This is a genomic window from Streptomyces sp. L-9-10 (assembly GCF_004151105.1).
Classification (GTDB): domain Bacteria; phylum Actinomycetota; class Actinomycetes; order Streptomycetales; family Streptomycetaceae; genus Streptomyces.
In genome coordinates this window covers 51,752-69,400 of the sequence record NZ_PHRF01000064.1, presented here as the reverse complement: position 1 = coordinate 69,400, position 17,649 = coordinate 51,752, and the positions used below count along the sequence as shown (strand labels likewise).

Genomic DNA, 17,649 nt, shown 5'->3' with positions numbered 1-17,649 from the left:
ATTGACAAGTGTTGAATGGGCGCGGGGCCGCTCCTATGAGCATTTCTATGACGTCAAATCGGGCGGGGTCATCGTGAAGCGCGCGTTCACCTGCGCGTAGACGGTCTGGCGCTGTGGTTCGAGGTCGAGGACGGGCGCCTCCGCGGCCGATTCCGCACCGCCGTAGCCGCTGGCGCTGCGCATGCCGCCGAACGCGGGCCGCAGTCCGTGCTCGGCGGTGTTCTCCGCGCCGAGGTCCGCCAGCTCGACCAGGGCAGCGAGCCGGGCGCCGAGAGCTTCGGCGTATTCGCGGGCGCGCTGGACGGCTTCCCGTACGGCCTGGCGCCGGGCGTCGCCGTGGGCCGGCGAGTCGGGGCGCAGGGCCCACCAGGGGCCGCTGACCTGGGTCAGTTCGAGGTCGGCGAGGCGGGTGGTGAGTTCACCCAGAGCGGTGAAGTCGGTCAGTTCGGCGGTGAGATGAACCCGGCCGTGGTACGCGCGGATGCGTTCGGCGCGGCCGTGCTTGGTGAGTTCGGGGCTGATGGAGAACGCTCCGGTCTCCAGCTTCTCGACGGCGTCGCCGTAGGACTTGACGAGTGCGAGGACGTCTCCGTTGCGGCGCGTGAGGTCGTCGAGGGCGGTACGCCGGTCGGTGCCGCGCGCGCTGACCGCGATGCCGATTCTGGCGATCTCCGGGTCGACCTCCAGCCGTGCTTCGCCGCGGACGGCGACCCTCGGTGTCTCGGGCGTGCCGTAGGGGGCGGCGGGGGTCGGTGCGTCGGCGGTGGTCACGGGCGGCTCCCTCGTTGGACGGCTGCGGCTGGGACTGCGGCTGGGACCGCGACTGCGGCCAGGACTGCGGCTACGACTGCGGCCGCACGGCCGCGCCTCCACTCTCGCATCCGGGTACGACAGCCGGGTGCCGTAACGCCGTGCGACAACCGGCAGTCATCTGATCGAAACCCTGTGGGGGTGTTGCCGACGTCTCGTTTGGGCCAGAATCTACGCGCGTTGTCACAACGTGCCGAAGAGAAACAGATCGAGGGAGAAGAGAAGGAAATGCCGCTGAACCGTAGGACGTTCCTGGGCAGTTCGGCTGTCGCCGGCGCGGGTGTGGCGCTGGTGGGCGGGGCGACGGTCCCGGCGGAGGCCACCGGCCAGGCTCATGGTCCCGTCGCTGGACGTCCGCGCAAGCGGTACTCGTTCACCGTGCTGGGGACCACCGATCTGCATGGCAATGTCTTCAACTGGGACTACTTCACCGACAAGGAGTTCGACGACTCCGCGCACAATGATGTCGGGCTGGCGAAGATCTCCACGCTGGTCGACCGGATCCGCGAGGAGAAGGGCCGCCATAACACGCTGCTGATCGACGCGGGTGACACCATTCAGGGCACCCAGTTGTCGTACTACTACGCCAAGATCGACCCGATCACCGCGAAGCGCGGTCCGGTGCATCCGATGGCGCAGGCGATGAACGCGATCGGTTATGACGCGGCGGCGCTCGGCAACCATGAGTTCAATTACGGCATTCCCGTGCTGCGGAAGTTCGAGGAGCAGTGCCGTTTCCCGCTGCTCGGTGCCAACGCGCTGGACGCGAAGACACTGAAGCCGGCTTTCGCGCCGTATGTCATCAAGAAGCTGCGGACGCCGCACGGCCGTGATGTGCGGGTGGCGATCCTCGGGCTGACGAACCCGGGCATCGCGATCTGGGACAAGGCGAACGTCCAGGGCAAGATGACGTTCCCGGGTCTGGAGGAGCAGGCCGCGAAGTGGGTGCCGAAGCTGCGTTCGATGGGCGCGGATGTGGTCATCGTCTCCGCGCACTCCGGTACGAGCGGGACGTCGTCGTACGGCGATCAGGTGCCGCATGTGGAGAACGCCGCGACGCTGGTGGCGGAGCAGGTGCCGGGGATCGACGCGATCCTGGTCGGCCACGCGCACGCGGAGATCCCGGAGCGCCGGGTGGTCAACAAGAAGACGGGCAAGGACGTCGTCCTGTCCGAGCCGCTCAAGTGGGGCCAGCGGCTGACGCTCTTCGATTTCGATCTGGTGTGGGAGCGGGGTTCCTGGACGGTCGAGAAGGTCGGCTCGCAGGTTCTCAACTCCAATACAGTGCCCGAGGACAAGAAGATCACCCGGCTGCTCTCGGATGAGCACCGCAAGGTGGTGGCGTATGTCAATCAGGTGATCGGTACGTCCACGGCCGCCATGTCCACGGTCGACGCGCCGTGGAAGGACGAGCCGATCATCGATCTGATCAATCACGTGCAGACGGAGACGGTGAAGGCGGCGCTGGCGGGCGGCGAGTGGGCGGCGCTGCCGGTGCTGTCGCAGGCGTCGTGCTTCTCGCGTACGGCGGGCATCCCGGCGGGCGATGTGACCATCAAGGACGCGGCGGGGCTGTACCCGTTCGAGAACACGATGGAGGCGCGGCTGCTGACCGGCGCGCAGATCAAGGCGTATCTGGAGTTCTCGGCGCGGTATTACGTGCAGACCGCGGCGGGTGCGCCGGTGGACACGTCGAAGCTGACGAACGCCGACAACACGCCGGACTACAACTACGACGTCGTGTCCGGTCTGACGTACGAGATCGACATAGCGAAGCCGGCCGGGTCGCGGATCGTGAACCTCAGGTTCGAGGGCAAGGATCTGGACCCGGCGGCGAAGTTCGTCCTGGCGGTCAACAACTACCGGGCGAGCGGCGGCGGGAACTTCCCGCATGTGGCCGCCGCGCAGCAGTTGTGGGCCAATTCGGACGAGATCCGCAACACGATCATCGGGTGGGTGCAGTCGACGGGCACGGTCGACCCGGCGGCGTTCGCCTCGGTGGACTGGAAGCTGACGCGGGACGGTACGCCGGTCTTCTGACCGTTCACGGCGGCTTCCGTCAGCGTACTTCGGTGAGCGGGACCAGACCCCTCGGTGCGGGCACCGTGCGGGTCCGGTCCCGTCCGTCGAGTCCGAAGCTGGTGAACGCGGTGCGCCGGGGGAGGTGGTAGGACTCCTTGCCGGTGAGGTGGTTGAGGATGGTGGCGCTGCGCCAGGCCGCGAGTCCGAGGTCGGGCGCGCCGACGCCGTGGGTGTGCCGTTCGCCGTTCTGGACGTAGACGGAGCCGGTGACTCCGGGGTCCAGGGTGATCCGGTGGTGCTGGTCGATCCGGGGGCGGCCCGAGCTGTCCCGGCGCATGTACGGGTCGAGTCCGGCGAGGATCCGGTCGAGGGGGCGCTCCCGGTAGCCGGTGGCGAGGACGACGGCGTCGGTGGTGAGCCGGGACCTGGAGGCCTGCTGGGCGTGTTCCAGATGGAGTTCGATCTTCGTCGTGGCGACGCGTCCCGCGGTGCGGACGGAGACACCGGGGGTGAGGACGGCGTCGGGCCAGCCGCCGTACAGGGTGCGCCGGTACAGCTCGTCGTGGATGGCGGCGATGGTGGCGGCGTCGATGCCCTTGTGGAGCTGCCACTGCCGGGGGATCAGGTCGTCGCGTACATGCTCGGGCAGGGCGTGGAAGTAGCGGGTGTAGTCGGGGGTGAAGTGTTCCAGGCCGAGCTTGGAGTACTCCATGGGCGCGAAGGCTTCGGTGCGGGCCAGCCAGTGGATCTTCTCGGCTCCGGTGGGCCTGGCGCGCAGCAGGTCGAGGAAGATCTCGGCGCCGGACTGTCCTGATCCGATGACGGTGATGTGTCCCGCGGCGAGCAGCCGGTCGCGGTGGTCGAGATAGTCGGCGGAGTGGATGACCGGCGCGGCGGGCGTTTCGACGAGGAGTTTGAGCGGCTCGGGGATGTACGGCTCGGTGCCGATGCCGAGGGCGATGTGGCGGGCGTGGGCGCGGCCGAGGGCTTCGGCCTCGCCGTCCTGGTCGAGCTGGGTGAAGTCGATTTCGAACAGGTCGCGTTCGGGGTTCCAGCGGACGGCGTCGACCTGATGGCCGAAGTGGAGTCCGGGGAGCTGTTCGCTGACCCAGCGGCAGTACGCGTCGTACTCGGCGCGCTGGATGTGGAAGCGCTCGGCGAAGTAGAAGGGGAAGAGCCGGTCGCGGGCCCGGAGGTAGCTGAGGAAGGACCAGGGGCTGGCGGGGTTGGCGAGGGTGACCAGGTCGGCGAGGAAGGGGACCTGGAGGCTGGCGCCGTCGATGAGCAGGCCGGGGTGCCAGCGGAAGAAGGGGTTCTGGTCGAAGAAGGTGGTGGCGAGTCCGCCGCGGATTCCGTCGGCGAGGGCGGCCAGGGAGAGATTGAACGGGCCGATGCCGACACCCACCAGGTCGCAGGGCTGGTTGAGGTCGGTTGGCTGGGCGATCATCGGCGGGTGCTGCCTTCCACGAGTCGGGCACCCGGGGGTCCGGGGGTCGGAGGTGGTGCCTACGGAGCACAACGAGCCCGCCCGCGAGGGGTATTGGCGCCCGGCTCAGGACACGGGAAGTCGGCTGAAAACGCTCGTGGATCCGGCGTACGCGACGCGTGTGAGCGTGTACGCGTACGCCGGATCACGGGCGGATGCACCGCCGGCCCTGGTCCGGAACCGGCGACCGGGTGGCCGGCCGGGTGGAGCCGGACGTTCAGGAGGCGGTACGGACCCGCAGCGCCCGGTGCAGGTCGTCGAGCTGGTCGACGAGCTTGCGGCGCAGCGCCGGGATCATCTCCGCACCGTCCAGGCACTTCCGGCCGAGGCGCAGGGACTCCTCGTCGACCGCGTACAGCGGGAAGGCGTAGCGGCCCGCCGCGTCGGCGATGGCCGGTCCTCGCCGGTCGGCGAGTGCGACGGCCTCGGTGTAGTAGCGGGGCACGTACTCCCGTACCAGCGTGGCCTGTTCGGGCTGCCAGAACCCCTGGGCCGTGGCGGTGAAGAGGTAGTTGGAGAGGTCGTCCGTCTCGAAGAGGCGGGCCCAGGCGCGGGCCTTGGCCCCGGGGTCGGGCAGCGCGGCGTGGCAGCGGGCCGCGCCTTCCTGGCCTGTGGCGCTGGGGTCGCGTGCCAGTTCGGCGTCGATGGCGGCGGGGCCGACGGCGCCGAGGACGGCGAGCCGGGTGAGGACGCGCCAGCGGAGCTCGGGGTCGAGCTCGGGGCCGCCGGGGACACCGCCGGATTCCAGCCACTCCTGGAGGGCGTCGGGCTGGGTGGCGGCGTCGATGAAGTGGCGTACGGCGGTGAGGCGCAGCCCGGGGTTCCCGCCGTCCTCGGTGCGGCGGATCAGGTCGCGGGAGATCGCGGTGAGGGTGGCGAGCGCGGCCGGGCGGTCGGTGTCGGACAGATAGCGGTCGGTGATCTGGGCGGCGGCGAAGGCCAGGACGCCCTGGACGAGTGCGAGGTCCGTCTCGCACGGCAGATGGGCGCGGGCGGCGTCCAGGTAGGCGGTGGCGGCGAGGTCGCCGTCGCGGACCATGTCGCGGGCGGCGTTCCAGATGACGGCGCGGGTCAGCGGGTCGGGGATGCCGGACAGGGCGCGCAGGGCGGTGTCCCAGGACGCGGCGTCGAGCCGGACCTTGGCGTAGGTCAGGTCGCCGTCGTTGAGGACGACGAGGGCGGGGCGGTGGCCGGCGGCGGTGACGGGTGCGGTCAGCGGCAGGTCGAGTTCGAGGAGGTCGCGCCGGGTCAGCCGGGCCGGGTCGGCGGGGTCGAGGTCGTACGCGCCGACGGTGACGTGGTGCGGGCGGCTGCCGTCGCGTACGACGTCGAGGGTCCAGCCGGTGCCGGTGCCGGAGATCCGGGGGGTGAGGGTGTCGACGCCGGTGGTGCGCAGCCACCGCTCGGCCCAGGCGTGCACGTCGCGGTCGGTGGCGTGGGCGAGGGAGTCGATGAAGTCGGCGAGGGTGGCGTTGGCGAACTTGTGCCGGGCGAAGTGGGTGTTGATGCCGGCGAGGAAGTCCTTCTCGCCGAGCCAGGCGACGAGCTGGCGCAGTGCGGAGGCGCCCTTGGCGTAGGAGATGCCGTCGAAGTTGAGCAGCGCGGAGGCGGTGTCGGGGACGGCGTCGGGGTCGGGCGCGACGGGGTGGGTGGAGGGCCGCTGGTCGGCGTCGTATCCCCAGGATTTGCGGCCGATGCCGAAGTCGACCCAGGTGTCGGTGAAGCGGGTCGCTTCGGTGAGGGTCTGGTAGCCCATGTACTCGGCGAAGGACTCGTTCAGCCAGATGTCGTCCCACCAGGCGAGGGTGACGAGGTCGCCGAACCACATGTGGGCCATCTCGTGGGCGATGACCATGGCGCGGGTCTGGCGTTCGGTGTCGGTGACGGCGGAGCGGTAGACGAACTCGTCGCGGAAGGTGACGAGTCCGGGGTTCTCCATGGCGCCGGCGTTGAATTCGGGGACGAACGCCTGGTCGTACGAGTCGAAGGGGTACGGCTCGGTGAACTTCTCGTGGTACCGGTCGTAGCAGGCGCGGGTGATGTCGAGGATCTCGTCGGCGTCGGCGTCGAGATGGGGGGCGAGGGAGCGCCGGCAGTGGATGCCGAAGGGCAGTCCGGCGTGCTCGGTGCGTACGGAGTGCCAGGGTCCGGCGGCGACCGCGACGAGATAGGTGGAGATGAGCGGGGTGGCGGCGACGGTCCAGTGGCGTCCTCCGGTCCGGGTCGCGACGCCGTTGCCGAGGACGGTCCAGTCGTCGGGCGCGGTGACGGTCAGCTCGAAGACGGCTTTGAGGTCGGGCTGGTCGAAGGCCGCGAAGACCCGCTGGACGTCGTCCATGAACAGCTGGGTGTAGACGTAGGTCTCGCCGTCGGCGGGGTCGGTGAAGCGGTGCATGCCCTCGCCGGTACGGGAGTACCGCATCGCGGCGTCGACGCGCAGCTCGTGCTCCCCGGCGGTCAGGCCGGTGAGCGGGAGCCGGTTCCCGGCGAGCGCGGCGGGGTCGAGGGGCCGGCCGTCGAGGCTGACGGAGCGCAGAGTGGCGGGCTTGAGTTCGACGAACGTGTCTCCGGCGGCCCGCGCGGTGAAGGTGATGACGGTGCGGGAGTCGAAGGTGTCCTCGCCGGTGGTCAGATCGAGTGCGATCGTGTACCGGTGGACGTCGAGGAACTGGGCTCGGGTCTGCGCTTCGTCGCGCGTCAGTACGGACATGGGGGCCATGCTGCCCGATGTGCCGCGAGTGGCGCATCAGGGTTCATTGCGCTCTTAGCGCACGTGCGGCGGGGGCCGTCAGCCGGTGTTGCCGCGTGCCTCGTCCGCGATCGTCTCGTGGTGCCTGATCACTTCGGCGATGATGAAGTTGAGGAGCTTCTCGGCGAAGACCGGGTCCAGTCTGGCGCTCTCGGCGAGTTGCCTGAGCCGGGTGATCTGGCGGGCCTCGCGGGACGGGTCGGCGGGCGGCAGCCGGTGTTCGGCCTTGAGGACGCCGACCTGCTGGGTGCATTTGAAGCGCTCGGCCAGCATATGGACGACGGCCGCGTCGATGTTGTCGATGGACTCGCGGAGGCGGTCCAGCTCGGCTCGCACCGCTTCGTCGAGGCCGGGCCGGCCGGTTCCGCCGGTTCCTCGGTCGGCCGTGCCTGTGCGGTCGGCCGTGCCGGTGTGCTCCGTGCCGGTGTGGTCCGTCTCGGTGCGGTCGGTGCCGGGGTCACTCGTGGTCATGGTCCAGCAGCGTAGAGGAGCGCGGCGCGATGGTCGGCGGGTGATCAGGATGCGGGATCTCGTTGCTCCAGCCGCCGGGTACGACGCGCCCCTGCCGCTCGCGGAAGCGGATGGGCGGGATCCCGACACGGCGGGTGAACAGCCGTGAGAAGTAGGCCGGGTCGTCGTACCCGACGCGCCGGGCGACCGCCCCGACCGGCAGTTCCGTCCCGGCGAGCAGTTCTTTGGCGCGGCCGAGGCGGATACCCAGCAGGTAGTCCTTGGGGCTGCACCCGGCGGCCCTGCGGACGGCCGTGCGCAGTTCGGCGGGGGTCATGCCGTGGCGGGCCGCGTGCTCGGCGACCGAGAGCGTCCGGCAGGCGTCGCGGGCCAGGGCCTGGAGGACCGGGTCGCCCTCGGCGTCGGTGTCGGCGCGGGCGCGGCGCAGCGCGACGAGCAGTTCGTGCACGGCGGCGCCGGTCTCCACTTCGAGCAGCGGGTTGCCCCGGCGGGCGGCGCGGGCGATACGCGCGATGGCCGCCCGCGCGCCCGTCGCGTCGGAGAGCGGTACGACGGGCCGGGCCGGCTCGATATAGCCGAGCTCCGTGTACGTGGCGGTGGCGGGCCCGGTGAAGTCGACGAAGCTCTCGTCCCAGCCGTGCTCCTCGTCGCACCCGTAGTGGTGGGCGGTGCCGGGGGTCAGCCAGAGCAGCGCGGGCGCGGTGACGGGGGTGCGCCGCCCGTCGGCCGCGCGGAACCAGCCGTTGCCCGCGCTGATCACCACGGCCACATGGTGATCGAGGGTGCGCGGTCCGACCGTCGGCAGGCGGCCGTGCTGAAGCCCGACGCCGAGGCAGACGAGCCCGAGCCGGTGGTGGACCGGGCCGGGGGTGAAGTACCGCATCCAGGTGTGATACATCCGCTCCACCTCGCCAGTCCGTCGGTCCGGTCGTCCGGTCACGCCCCGGGCGGGCGCCCCATGCGTCCAACCAGAGGTGATCTTTGTCCATGGACCGTGCCGCCGCCAGAGGGAGAGGGTGGATCGCGGTCCGGAAACCGGACGAAGAAGACACGAAGAGCACACGAAGACACGACGACGAACGCGGGACGGGAGAGCGGGGACGGTGACTGAGTCGGTGGCTGAGTTCATGGTGGGGGACGAGGACTTTCTGCTGGACGGACGGCCGGTGCGGCTGCTTTCCGGGGCGCTGCACTACTTCCGGGTCCATGAGGAGCTGTGGGGCCACCGGCTCGGGATGCTGCGCGCCATGGGCCTCAACTGCGTCGAGACCTACGTCCCGTGGAATCTGCACGAGCCGGAGCCCGGCCGCTACCACGACGTGGCCGCGCTCGGCCGGTTCCTGGACGCCGTGCGCGAGGCGGGGCTGTGGGCGATCGTGCGGCCGGGCCCGTACATCTGCGCCGAGTGGGACAACGGCGGGCTGCCGCACTGGCTGACCGGCCCGCTGGGCGCGCGGGTACGGACCAGGGACGCCGCGTATCTGGAGCGGGTGGAGCGGTGGTACCGCGAGCTGCTCCCCCAGGTCGCCGAGCGCCAGATCGGCGCGGGCGGCCCGGTGATCATGGTGCAGGTCGAGAACGAGTACGGGAGTTACGGCTCCGACCAGGTCTATCTGGCCCGGCTGACCGAGCTGACCCGGGCCTGCGGGATCTCCGTACCGCTGGTCACCTCGGACGGCCCCGAGGACCATATGCTCACCGGCGGTTCGGTCCCCGGGCTGGCGGCGACGGTCAACTTCGGCTCGGGTGCCCGCGCCGCCTTCGAGACCCTGCGCGGGCACCGCCCCGACGGGCCGCTGATGTGCATGGAGTTCTGGTGCGGCTGGTTCGACCACTGGGGCGGTGAGCATGTCGTACGGGATCCGGCGGACGCGGCCGGCGCGCTGCGCGAGATCCTGGAGTCCGGCGCCTCGGTCAATGTGTACATGGCGCACGGCGGTACGAACCTCGCGGGCTGGGCGGGCGCCAACCGGGCAGGAGAGCTGGCCGACGGCGCGCTCACACCGGACGTCACCTCGTACGACTACGACGCGCCGGTCGACGAGGCGGGCCGGCCGACGGAGAAGTTCTGGCGGTTCCGCGAGGTGCTGGCGGAGTACGGGAGCGGCCCGCTGCCCGAACCGCCGCAGCCGCCCCCCGCCCTGGCCGGTCCCGTACGCGCGGAGTTCACCGCGTGGGCACCGCTGGACGAGGTCGTGGAGTGCCTCGGCGGCCCTGAGTCGGAGACGGCGCTGCCGCCCACCTTCGAGGAGCTGGGTGTGGACCGCGGTCTGGTGCGCTACCGGCTGGAGGTCCCGGGCCCCCGGACGCCCCGGACCCTCACACTGGCCGGGCTGCGCGATCTGGCCGTGGTGTACGTGGACGGGGTGCGCGCGGAGGTGCTCGACGGCGAGACCGCGGCCCTGGCGAAGCCGGTGGCCGGGCCCGCGTCCGTCGACATCTGGGTCGAGTCGCTGGGCCGGGTCAACTACGGGCGGCGGCTCGGCGAGTCCAAGGGCATCACGGGCGGGGTGCTGCACGAACGGCAGTATCTGCACGGCGTACGGGCCCGGGGGCTGCGTCTCGACGCCTTCGACGACGCGCGGGCGGTGGCGGGGGTCCCGTTCCGCGCCACGTTCCGCGCACCGGACGGCGAGACGGACGACGCGCCGGACTGCGAGGCCGGACAGGGGCTCGACGCGGGACGGGGGCTCCACCGCGCCGCCTTCGAGATCGCGGGCGCGGGCGACGCCCGTCTCACGCTCCCCTCCTGGACCCGGGGCTTCGTCTGGGTGAACGGCCACTGCCTGGGCCGCTACTGGTCGCGGGGCCCGCAGGAGTCGCTGTACGTGCCGGGTCCGGTGCTGCGCGAGGGCGGCAACGAGGTGTGGGTGCTGGAACTGGAGGCCGCGGGCGCCCCGTACATACAGCTCGCCCCGTACGAGAGCGTGTCCGACGAGTAGGTCCGGACGTACGGAGGGGCCGGTCCCGGCGGTGTGCCCGGGACCGGCCCCTTCTCCGCTCCCTACGCCTCCCGCACCTCGAACGCGTCGAGCACGAACTCCGCCTTCCCGTCGCCGCCCGTCTTGCGCAGCCCCACCCACGCCTCGCCCCGCTCCGGCGCGGTGAACTCGTAACTCAGCACGGCCGGTCCGGTCGCGACGGGCAGGTCCTCACGCGTCAGCTCCCGCGCCTCCGGCTCGTCCACGGCCGTGACCCAGGCGTACTGGCCCGCCTTCTCGTTCTCGTACCGGAACGAGACCCGGTAGCGCCGCCCCGGCTCGAAGCGGACGGTGTGCTGGACGGTCCGGTAGACCACTCCCCCGTTCTCGCCACGGGACTTGAGCGATTCGGTGCCGTCGACGACATCGTCGATCGCCTTGCCGTTCCAGCCTCGCTGGGTGAACGGCGCGTGCCGCTGCGCGATATGCGTACGCGGGTCGGTGACGGCTCCGGCGTCGCCCTTCACGAAGACGCCCCATCCCTGTGGCACGTTCTGGAAGTCCTCGAAGGCCAGCGTGCCCGGCTTGACGGTGGGCCGCGCGCGGACGATCCGTACGTTGTCGAACCGCACCCGCGCGCCGCCCGCCGCCGCCCGCAGCGTGAGCCGGACCGGGCCGCCGCCCTCCGGGACCGTGAAGTGGGTGAACATCCGCTGGAAGCGGGTGCCGTGCTTACGGTCGGCGGCGACGTAGTTCGCCGCGGTGGAGACGTCGGTCCAGTTCACGGCCGTGACGCCGTCGGCGGTACGGACCTCCAGGGCGGCCCTGCGCCGGAGCCCGGCCGTCTCCCCCACCTCGACCTGTACGGACGCCGCGTATGTGCCGGGCGCGAGCCGCTCCAGACGCTGGCCGGCCGCCGCCTCCGCGCCCGCGCCGATCACCAGCTCGTAGTCGCCGAGGGCGCTGCGTTCCACGGTCGCCGGGCCGCTGACCGTCCAGCCGTCCAGTGAGCCGGAGTGGAAGCCCGGGTCGTGCAGCGGGGTGGCCTGGCCCCAGTCCGGGTCCGCGGGCTTCCGCCCGGCCCGGCTCCGGTACAGCACGTACGGCTGCCCCGCCTCGGCGTCGAGCGTGACCCGGCCGCCCCGTACCGGTATGTCGCGCACATGGACCCGGCCCTGGTCGGTGAGCCGGTAGAGGGCCGCTCGCGACAGCCCCGCCCAGCCGCGCGGCAGCCGCCAGTCGCTGCTGCCGCCCGCCGGGTTGTAGTGGTAGAGCTTGTCCGGGTCGGTCGCCCGGCGCGGTTCCCAGGGCAGCAGATAGCGTCCGCCCTCGTACACGACCCGTCCGTCGGTCGTGATGCGGCGGGTGCCGTCCGCGTCGGAGACGACCGTCCGCGTCGGTCCTGAGAAGCGGATCTCGTGCTCGCTCCAGCGCGCGATCGGATACGCCTGGAGGTACTTCGCGGCCAGGGAATGGGTCCAGATCAGCTGGTAGAAGGCCGTCCAGTCGGTCTTGCCGACCCAGCCCTCGAAGCCGCCCATCCGCGGGATGCCGAGCAGCGTCGGCCACTTGTCGGCGAAGACGTCCTTCTGGTGGTTGCGGATGAACCGGATCAGCCGGGAGTTGACGCCCCGGGAGGTGTCGGCGGAGCCGTAGTCGGTCTCGGTCGCCCAGTGCGTCCAGAGCGACGAGCGCTCCAGGCCGTGGCCGTATTCCGTGGTGATCTGCCAGCCCTGTTCGCGCAGCGCGCGCTGGAGCCGGTCGGAGTTCCAGCCGGACTCCTTGAAGACGTCGATGTAGAGGGTGTTCAGCGCGGGGTCGGTCTGGTCGCGCAGGTCCTGGAAGCGCTTGATGATGTCACCGGAGACCAGATCGCGGCGGGCGTCGATGCGGTAGCTCTGGTCGAGCCAGTCCCACTGCGGGTCGTTCTTGTCCACGAGCGTTTCGGAGAAGGCGTGGGCGACGGGGTAGGACTCGGTGGCGTTGACATGCACGCCGAAGTCGCACTGCCACTTCTTGCCCTCCCTGACCAGGGTGTTGAGGTCGTCGAGGCCGCCGGCGCGCTGGTTGTAGTTGCCCGCGTAGTCGGGGTGCGCCGAGTCGTGGCCCTCCGACTGGTAGCCCTTGAGCAGGGTGTACTGCCGCAGCCCGTCGGTGGCCAGCGAGATCCGCTTGACCTGGTCGAGGGTGGCGAGGAACGGGTTGGTGGCCTGGCTGGCGAAGTTGAACGGGATGTGCGGGACGACCCGCAGATGCTGCCGGTCGGCGCCGAGCGGGCTGACCATGATGTCGCGGAAGGCGGTGGCCGCGTCCTGCCAGTCGACGGCGCGGCCGGCTCCGCCCGCGCCCGCGTCGTCACGTGTACCGGTGACGATGACCGTGGCGTACGGCAGCGGTTCGGTGGCCTCCACGGGGGAGTCGGCCGCGCGGTGGGTCCACTGCCCGCACCGCAGCCGCCCTTCCGTCACCCCGTCGTCGGCGCGCACGACGCGGTGCCACAGCCGGCCGTTGTCCCAGGCGGCGCCCGGCGTGTCGGCGGGCCGGTCGTAGACGGTGTTGGTCTCGACCGCGCCGCCGAGCCGGTCGTGCACGACGACGGCGTAGGCACAGCCCGCCGGAGCGCGTTCCGGGGTGTCGCCGCTGATCGCGGTCAGCGTGTCGCCGCTCTTGGCCTTGTCCAGTTCGACACGCGCGGTGAGCAGTACGGCGCCGGGCTGGTCGGAGCGTACGGACAGCAGCGCCAGCTCGGGCAGTTCCAGGGTGCCGACGCGCAGGGCGGGCGTGTCGGCGATCCGGGTGACCCGCCAGTCGACGCGCCATCCGGAGACCGTGATCTCGACGTCGATCTCGGTGCCGCCGTCGAAGGCGAGGGTGTACGCGATCCGGCCGCTCCCGTTGCGCGCGTTCCGGGTGCGCACCGCCGGGGTGTGGTCCGTACCGTCGATCCGTACCGAGGTGACCGGGTCGCGCTGCCCGTACAGCAGGGCGCCGGTCTCCCGGCCGGTGTACGAGACGACGCGCGGGAAGCCGCTGTCGACCCGTACCTCCAGCTCCCGGGAGCGCAGCACGGTCTCCCGTGCCCCGCCGGACGGAGACGGGCCGGAAGCCAGGCTGGGGGACGCGCCGAGAGCGACGCCGGCGCCCGCGAGTGCGGTGGCGGCGACGACGGTTCTGCGGCGGGGGCCTCGGTCTGCTGCGTTGACGGACACGCTCGCTCCTCTTCGTTCACGGATTCGACGGACGGATGCGGGGATCCGTGCACGTCAATCTCCGTCGCGAGGTGCGAGCGCGCCCATGGACAAAGGCGGGGCAGATGTTGGACTAACGCGTCCAGCCACCTGCCCCGCCCTGAGGTCCTACGACGTCACGTCAGAGAGTCGACGCGGCCGAGGCGATCTGGGAGGCGAAGGTCGAGACCTCGGTGTAGACACCGGGGTAGTTGGGCCGGGCGCAGCCGTTGCCCCAGCTCACGATGCCGACCTGGATGAAGGCTCCGGCGCTGTCCTTGCGGAACATCGGACCGCCCGAGTCACCCTGGCAGGTGTCCGTGCCGCCCTGGGCGAACCCGGCGCAGATCTCCTCGCCCGTTATGATCTCGCCGCCGTACGACGAGTTGCAGCTGGCGTCGGAGACGAACGGGACGGTGGCCTTGAGGAGGTAGCGCTGCTGGGCGCCGCCCTCGGTGGCCGCACCCCAGCCGGCGACGGTGAAGTTGCCGGTGTTGTACTGCGTGGTGGTGGCGATCTTCAGCGTCGGCAGGTTGATGGGCGCGGCGAGCTTGATCAGCGCCCAGTCCTTGCCCGCGCCGTTGTAGCCGGGGGCCTGGAGAACCTTGGTGGACTTGACCTTGATGGCGCTGGAGCTCTGGAGGTCGACGACACCGGCGGTGGCGGTGATGCTGGTGTTGTTACCGGATCCGCTCACACAGTGCGCGGCGGTCAGCACGACGGTCGGGGAGTACAGCGCGCCACCACAGCCCATGGAGAGCCGGACCATGAAGGGGAATTCGCCCTGGGCGGCGCGGGTGCCGCCGACGACGGGAGGTGCGAGCGGCGCCGCGGCCTGGGTCTTGGGCGCGACCGGCGCGGGCGCGGCGGAAGCGGAGGACGGCTGGAGGCTGATGGCGGCGAGCACGACCGCGCCGGCGGCGGCGGTTCTCTTGAGGACACCCAGAATGCTCAACGGTCTGCCTTTCATGGGGGGTTTGAGGGATTCGCGCTCAAGGCGGGCTTGGATCAACGCGCGTTGCGAGTCGCTGACATGGGCCCGACAAGAAAGCGTGATCCGGATTATGCGGAGGGGATAAGCCGCGCCACAAGAACCTGCTTTCAGCCACTCGGCAGGGCCATCCGTCGGCCACTGTCCTCTGACCGGACGGCGCGTTCCCTGACCGGACGCGCCGTCCACCGATCAGACGCGCCGTCCGCCCGTCAGACGCGCCGTCCGCTGATCGGACGCACCCGCCGGGCGTGCCCCTCCGGCGCCCGGCGTGTCCCCGTAGAGTTGACGCGAGCGGGCTCGGCCGTCCCGCGCGGGAGGACTCGGACGCGGGACCGCGGGACGCAGGGGGTACGGACGTGACGAACGGCGGCGAGGTCCAGCACGGCTATCCGCACCTCGACACGGCGCGCGCGGCCATCACGGCGCTCTACCGGCGGCTCTCGGCCGACGGAATCCGCGCGTACGCCGCCAGCGTCGCCCCGGCCGATGTCGCCTTCTCCGACGTGGACGATCTCTACCTGGGCACTCAGCGCGTGGCCCACGCCCTGGTCCAGCAGCTGCGGCTGCCGGACGCACGGGTGATCGTGAGCTTCCGCGACATGAAGCAGGCGGCGAACGTCGAGCTGACCGCCGGGCCGGAGTACTTCATCGAGCTGAACAACCGATTCCGCACCCACCGCAGGGACATCGGCGCCGCGCTCGCCCACGAGATCACCCATGTCCTGCTGCATCGCCTCGGTCTCTCCTTCCCCGGCACCCACGACAACGAGATCCTCACCGACACCGCCACGACCTATCTGGGCGCCGGCTGGCTCCTTCTGGACGCCTACCGCGAAGACCGCGATTCCAGCCAGAAACTCGGTTATCTCACCCCCGAGGAGTTCGGCTACGTCCTGGCCAAGCGCGCGCTCGTCTTCGACGAGGACCCGCGGATCTGGTTCACCAGCCCGCAGGGCTACACGTCGTATACGAAGGGCCGGGCGCAGTCGCTGCGTGACGAGCAGCAGCCGCCGCTGACCACCGCCGGCTGGTCGGGCCGGCACCGCTACGCCAAGGACCGCCGCTACGCGCTGGAGAACCCGGGCGCCGCGACCGCCCCCGTCGCGCCGTACGTGCCGTACGCCTTCGAGCATCTGGCGGACGGTCTGCGCGTCTCGTTCCCCTGCCCCACCTGCCTCCAGCGCATCCGGGTGCCGGTCCGCGGCCGGGTGCGGGCGCGGTGCGGACTGTGCGCGAGCGTGCTGGACTGCGACACCTGAGCGGACGGGCCGCCTGCCCGCACCCCGTGTCCCGCACCCCGTTTACCGGGCGGACCGGGCCAGAACCGGGCCGGAACCTGGCCGCCGCGTATCCCGGGCGACGGTGCGTCCCCGGCGAACGTAGGGTCGAAGCATGACGAATGAGCCGACAGCGGGCACGGGCGTCGACGAACTGTTCACGGCGGTGGGCGGTGGCGCCGACGACTCGGTGGTACGGCTGCTCCGCGCCGGAGTCTCCGCCGAGTCGACCGACGGGGACGGCGAAACGATCCTCTACCGCGCGGCGGTCAGCGACGAACCGGGGCTCGTACGCCTGCTGCTCACGGCGGGCGCCGACCCCCGCCGGGCGAGCGGCCGGGACGGCGGTGATCTGCCGCTGTGCGGGGCGGCCTGCGGCGGGCACACCGAGGTGGTCCGCGCCCTCCTCGCGGCCGGCGCCCCGCCCGACGGCCGCGAGGAGTTCGGCTTCACCGCGGTCTCCTGGGCGGTCGTGCAGGGCTTCGCGGACACGGTCGAAGCGCTGCTGGAGTACGGCGCCGACCCCGATCTGCCGGGCCCCGGCGGCGAACCGCCGCTGCTGCTGGCCGCCCGCCGCGGCTCCGCGCCCGCCGTGCGGGTCCTGCTCCGCTACGGCGCGGGCGCGCCCGACGGCGTGTACGCCCGGACGCGCGACGCGGCGCTCGCCGAGGCCCGGCGCTGGCTCACCCGCGATGTGGAACAGGAGCTGCGCACCGGGCTGCTGAGCGCGTACGGCGACGGTTACGAGACGGTGACGCGCCGGATCGAGGAGGACGGCTCGGAGACCGTCGTCGTTGAACTGCTCAGGGACGGCGAGCCGGTGGCCGGCCGCGAGCAGCAGACCGGGCACGCGGCCGTCGCGACGATACTCGAAACGGAACTGGGCCTGGCGACGCCGTACGAGGAGCTGGCGGCGCGGGCGCTGCGCTGCGGGGACCCCGGCAGGGACGACTGGACGGAGTCGGTGTCCGCGCTGTGGCGGCGCGGTGACGAGGAGACGTTCCAGGCCGCCGCCGCGTGGTGCGCGGGCGACGAGCCGCTGCGGCGGGCCTTCGCCGCCGATGTGCTGGCGCGGCTGGGCGCGGCGGACGGGGAGAGTCCGTTCGCCGCCCGCGCGGTGCCGCTGCTGCGCGAACTGTCCCGGCGGGCCGTGGAGCCTGAGCTGGTCCGCGCGGTCGTGGTGGCGCTCGGCCAGTACGGCGACCCGGCCGCGCTCCCGGAGATCCTGCGCCACACGGGCCACCCCGACGCCGGGGTACGGCGCCGGGCGGCCCTCGCGCTGACCGGGCTCGTACCGGGCGACGACCACGACGCGGTGTGGGCACTGACGCTGCTGAGCAGGGACACGGACGCGTCGGTCAGACACCGCGCGGCCGTGGCGCTGGCGGGCGTGGACGCGGACACGCGCGAGCTGCGCGAGGCGCTGGCGGCCCGGCTGGACGACCCGGACGCGAACACGGCCGCCGAGTCGGCCAAGGGGCTGGCGGCCCGCCGCGATCCACGCGCGGTCGAGGCGCTGGCCCGGATCCTCGGCGACGGGGACCCGGAGGGATACGCGCGCAGGACAGCGGTGGAGGCCGTGCGGTACGTACCGCACGGCCCGGAGCGACGGCGCCTGGAGCGGACACTCCCGCGCCGCCGCTGAGAACGAGCGAAGAAGCCGGAGCCCAGGGCCCAGGAGTCGGACGCCCC

The 17,649-nt window shown here is 71.6% G+C and carries 11 protein-coding genes; 4 read left to right on the top strand and 7 right to left on the bottom strand.

The features are described 5' to 3' along the window. Positions 1-45: 45 nt before the first annotated feature. Positions 46-771 (bottom strand): SIMPL domain-containing protein, encoded by a 726-nt coding sequence (locus tag CU044_RS17080; RefSeq protein WP_129769501.1) that lies wholly within the window; start codon positions 769-771, stop codon positions 46-48. A 267-nt stretch (positions 772-1,038) separates the two neighbouring features. Here CU044_RS17080 and CU044_RS17075 point away from each other — a divergent pair, with 267 nt between their 5' ends. Beyond that, the gene (locus tag CU044_RS17075) at positions 1,039-2,850 is read left to right on the top strand and encodes a 5'-nucleotidase C-terminal domain-containing protein (protein ID WP_129769499.1); all 1,812 of its coding nucleotides are present in this window, start codon (positions 1,039-1,041) and stop codon (positions 2,848-2,850) included. A 19-nt stretch (positions 2,851-2,869) separates the two neighbouring features. Here CU044_RS17075 and CU044_RS17070 read toward each other — a convergent pair whose 3' ends face one another. The 4 genes from CU044_RS17070 to CU044_RS17055 form a co-directional block, all read right to left on the bottom strand. Continuing rightward, the gene (locus CU044_RS17070; RefSeq protein ID WP_129769497.1) at positions 2,870-4,279 is read right to left on the bottom strand and encodes a SidA/IucD/PvdA family monooxygenase; all 1,410 of its coding nucleotides are present in this window, start codon (positions 4,277-4,279) and stop codon (positions 2,870-2,872) included. Positions 4,280-4,535: 256 nt separating this feature from the next. Continuing rightward, the gene (gene pepN / locus CU044_RS17065; RefSeq protein WP_129769495.1) at positions 4,536-7,028 is read right to left on the bottom strand and encodes an aminopeptidase N; all 2,493 of its coding nucleotides are present in this window, start codon (positions 7,026-7,028) and stop codon (positions 4,536-4,538) included. 78 nt (positions 7,029-7,106) lie between these two features. Further along, a complete protein-coding gene (locus tag CU044_RS17060) occupies positions 7,107-7,403 on the bottom strand; it encodes a chorismate mutase (RefSeq protein WP_129769733.1) in 297 nt (98 codons plus the stop codon). Positions 7,404-7,524: 121 nt separating this feature from the next. Continuing rightward, positions 7,525-8,436: an AraC family transcriptional regulator gene (locus CU044_RS17055; RefSeq protein WP_129769493.1), complete on the bottom strand. Its 912-nt coding sequence runs from the start codon at positions 8,434-8,436 to the stop codon at positions 7,525-7,527. Positions 8,437-8,653: 217 nt separating this feature from the next. On the opposite strand from CU044_RS17055, the gene CU044_RS17050 reads away from it, so the two are divergent. After that, the gene (locus CU044_RS17050) at positions 8,654-10,480 is read left to right on the top strand and encodes a beta-galactosidase family protein (protein ID WP_129769491.1); all 1,827 of its coding nucleotides are present in this window, start codon (positions 8,654-8,656) and stop codon (positions 10,478-10,480) included. 62 nt (positions 10,481-10,542) lie between these two features. Here the strand turns inward: CU044_RS17050 and CU044_RS17045 are convergent, their stop codons facing one another. Both CU044_RS17045 and CU044_RS17040 read right to left on the bottom strand, forming a co-directional pair. Continuing rightward, the gene (locus tag CU044_RS17045; RefSeq protein WP_129769489.1) at positions 10,543-13,668 is read right to left on the bottom strand and encodes an endo-alpha-N-acetylgalactosaminidase family protein; all 3,126 of its coding nucleotides are present in this window, start codon (positions 13,666-13,668) and stop codon (positions 10,543-10,545) included. A gap of 160 nt (positions 13,669-13,828) precedes the next feature. Further along, entirely contained in the window at positions 13,829-14,656 is an 828-nt protein-coding gene (locus CU044_RS17040; protein WP_129769487.1) for a serine protease, read from the bottom strand. A 380-nt stretch (positions 14,657-15,036) separates the two neighbouring features. Here CU044_RS17040 and CU044_RS17035 point away from each other — a divergent pair, with 380 nt between their 5' ends. Next, the gene (locus tag CU044_RS17035) at positions 15,037-15,939 is read left to right on the top strand and encodes a hypothetical protein (RefSeq protein WP_129769485.1); all 903 of its coding nucleotides are present in this window, start codon (positions 15,037-15,039) and stop codon (positions 15,937-15,939) included. A 133-nt stretch (positions 15,940-16,072) separates the two neighbouring features. Continuing rightward, on the top strand, positions 16,073-17,602 hold the full coding sequence (locus CU044_RS17030) for an ankyrin repeat domain-containing protein (RefSeq protein WP_129769484.1): 1,530 nt from the start codon (positions 16,073-16,075) through the stop codon (positions 17,600-17,602). The last annotated feature ends 47 nt before the right edge of the window (positions 17,603-17,649 follow it).

What these genes read in the sequence shown, in the direction of transcription:
- CU044_RS17075 (WP_129769499.1), top strand. Translation starts at nt 1,039, where the DNA reads ATGCCGCTGAACCGTAGGACGTTCCTGGGCAGTTCGGCTGTCGCCGGC.
- CU044_RS17070 (WP_129769497.1), bottom strand. Translation starts at nt 4,279, where the DNA reads ATGATCGCCCAGCCAACCGACCTCAACCAGCCCTGCGACCTGGTGGGT.
- pepN (WP_129769495.1), bottom strand. Translation starts at nt 7,028, where the DNA reads ATGTCCGTACTGACGCGCGACGAAGCGCAGACCCGAGCCCAGTTCCTC.
- CU044_RS17055 (WP_129769493.1), bottom strand. Translation starts at nt 8,436, where the DNA reads ATGTATCACACCTGGATGCGGTACTTCACCCCCGGCCCGGTCCACCAC.
- CU044_RS17040 (WP_129769487.1), bottom strand. Translation starts at nt 14,656, where the DNA reads ATGAAAGGCAGACCGTTGAGCATTCTGGGTGTCCTCAAGAGAACCGCC.
- CU044_RS17030 (WP_129769484.1), top strand. Translation starts at nt 16,073, where the DNA reads ATGACGAATGAGCCGACAGCGGGCACGGGCGTCGACGAACTGTTCACG.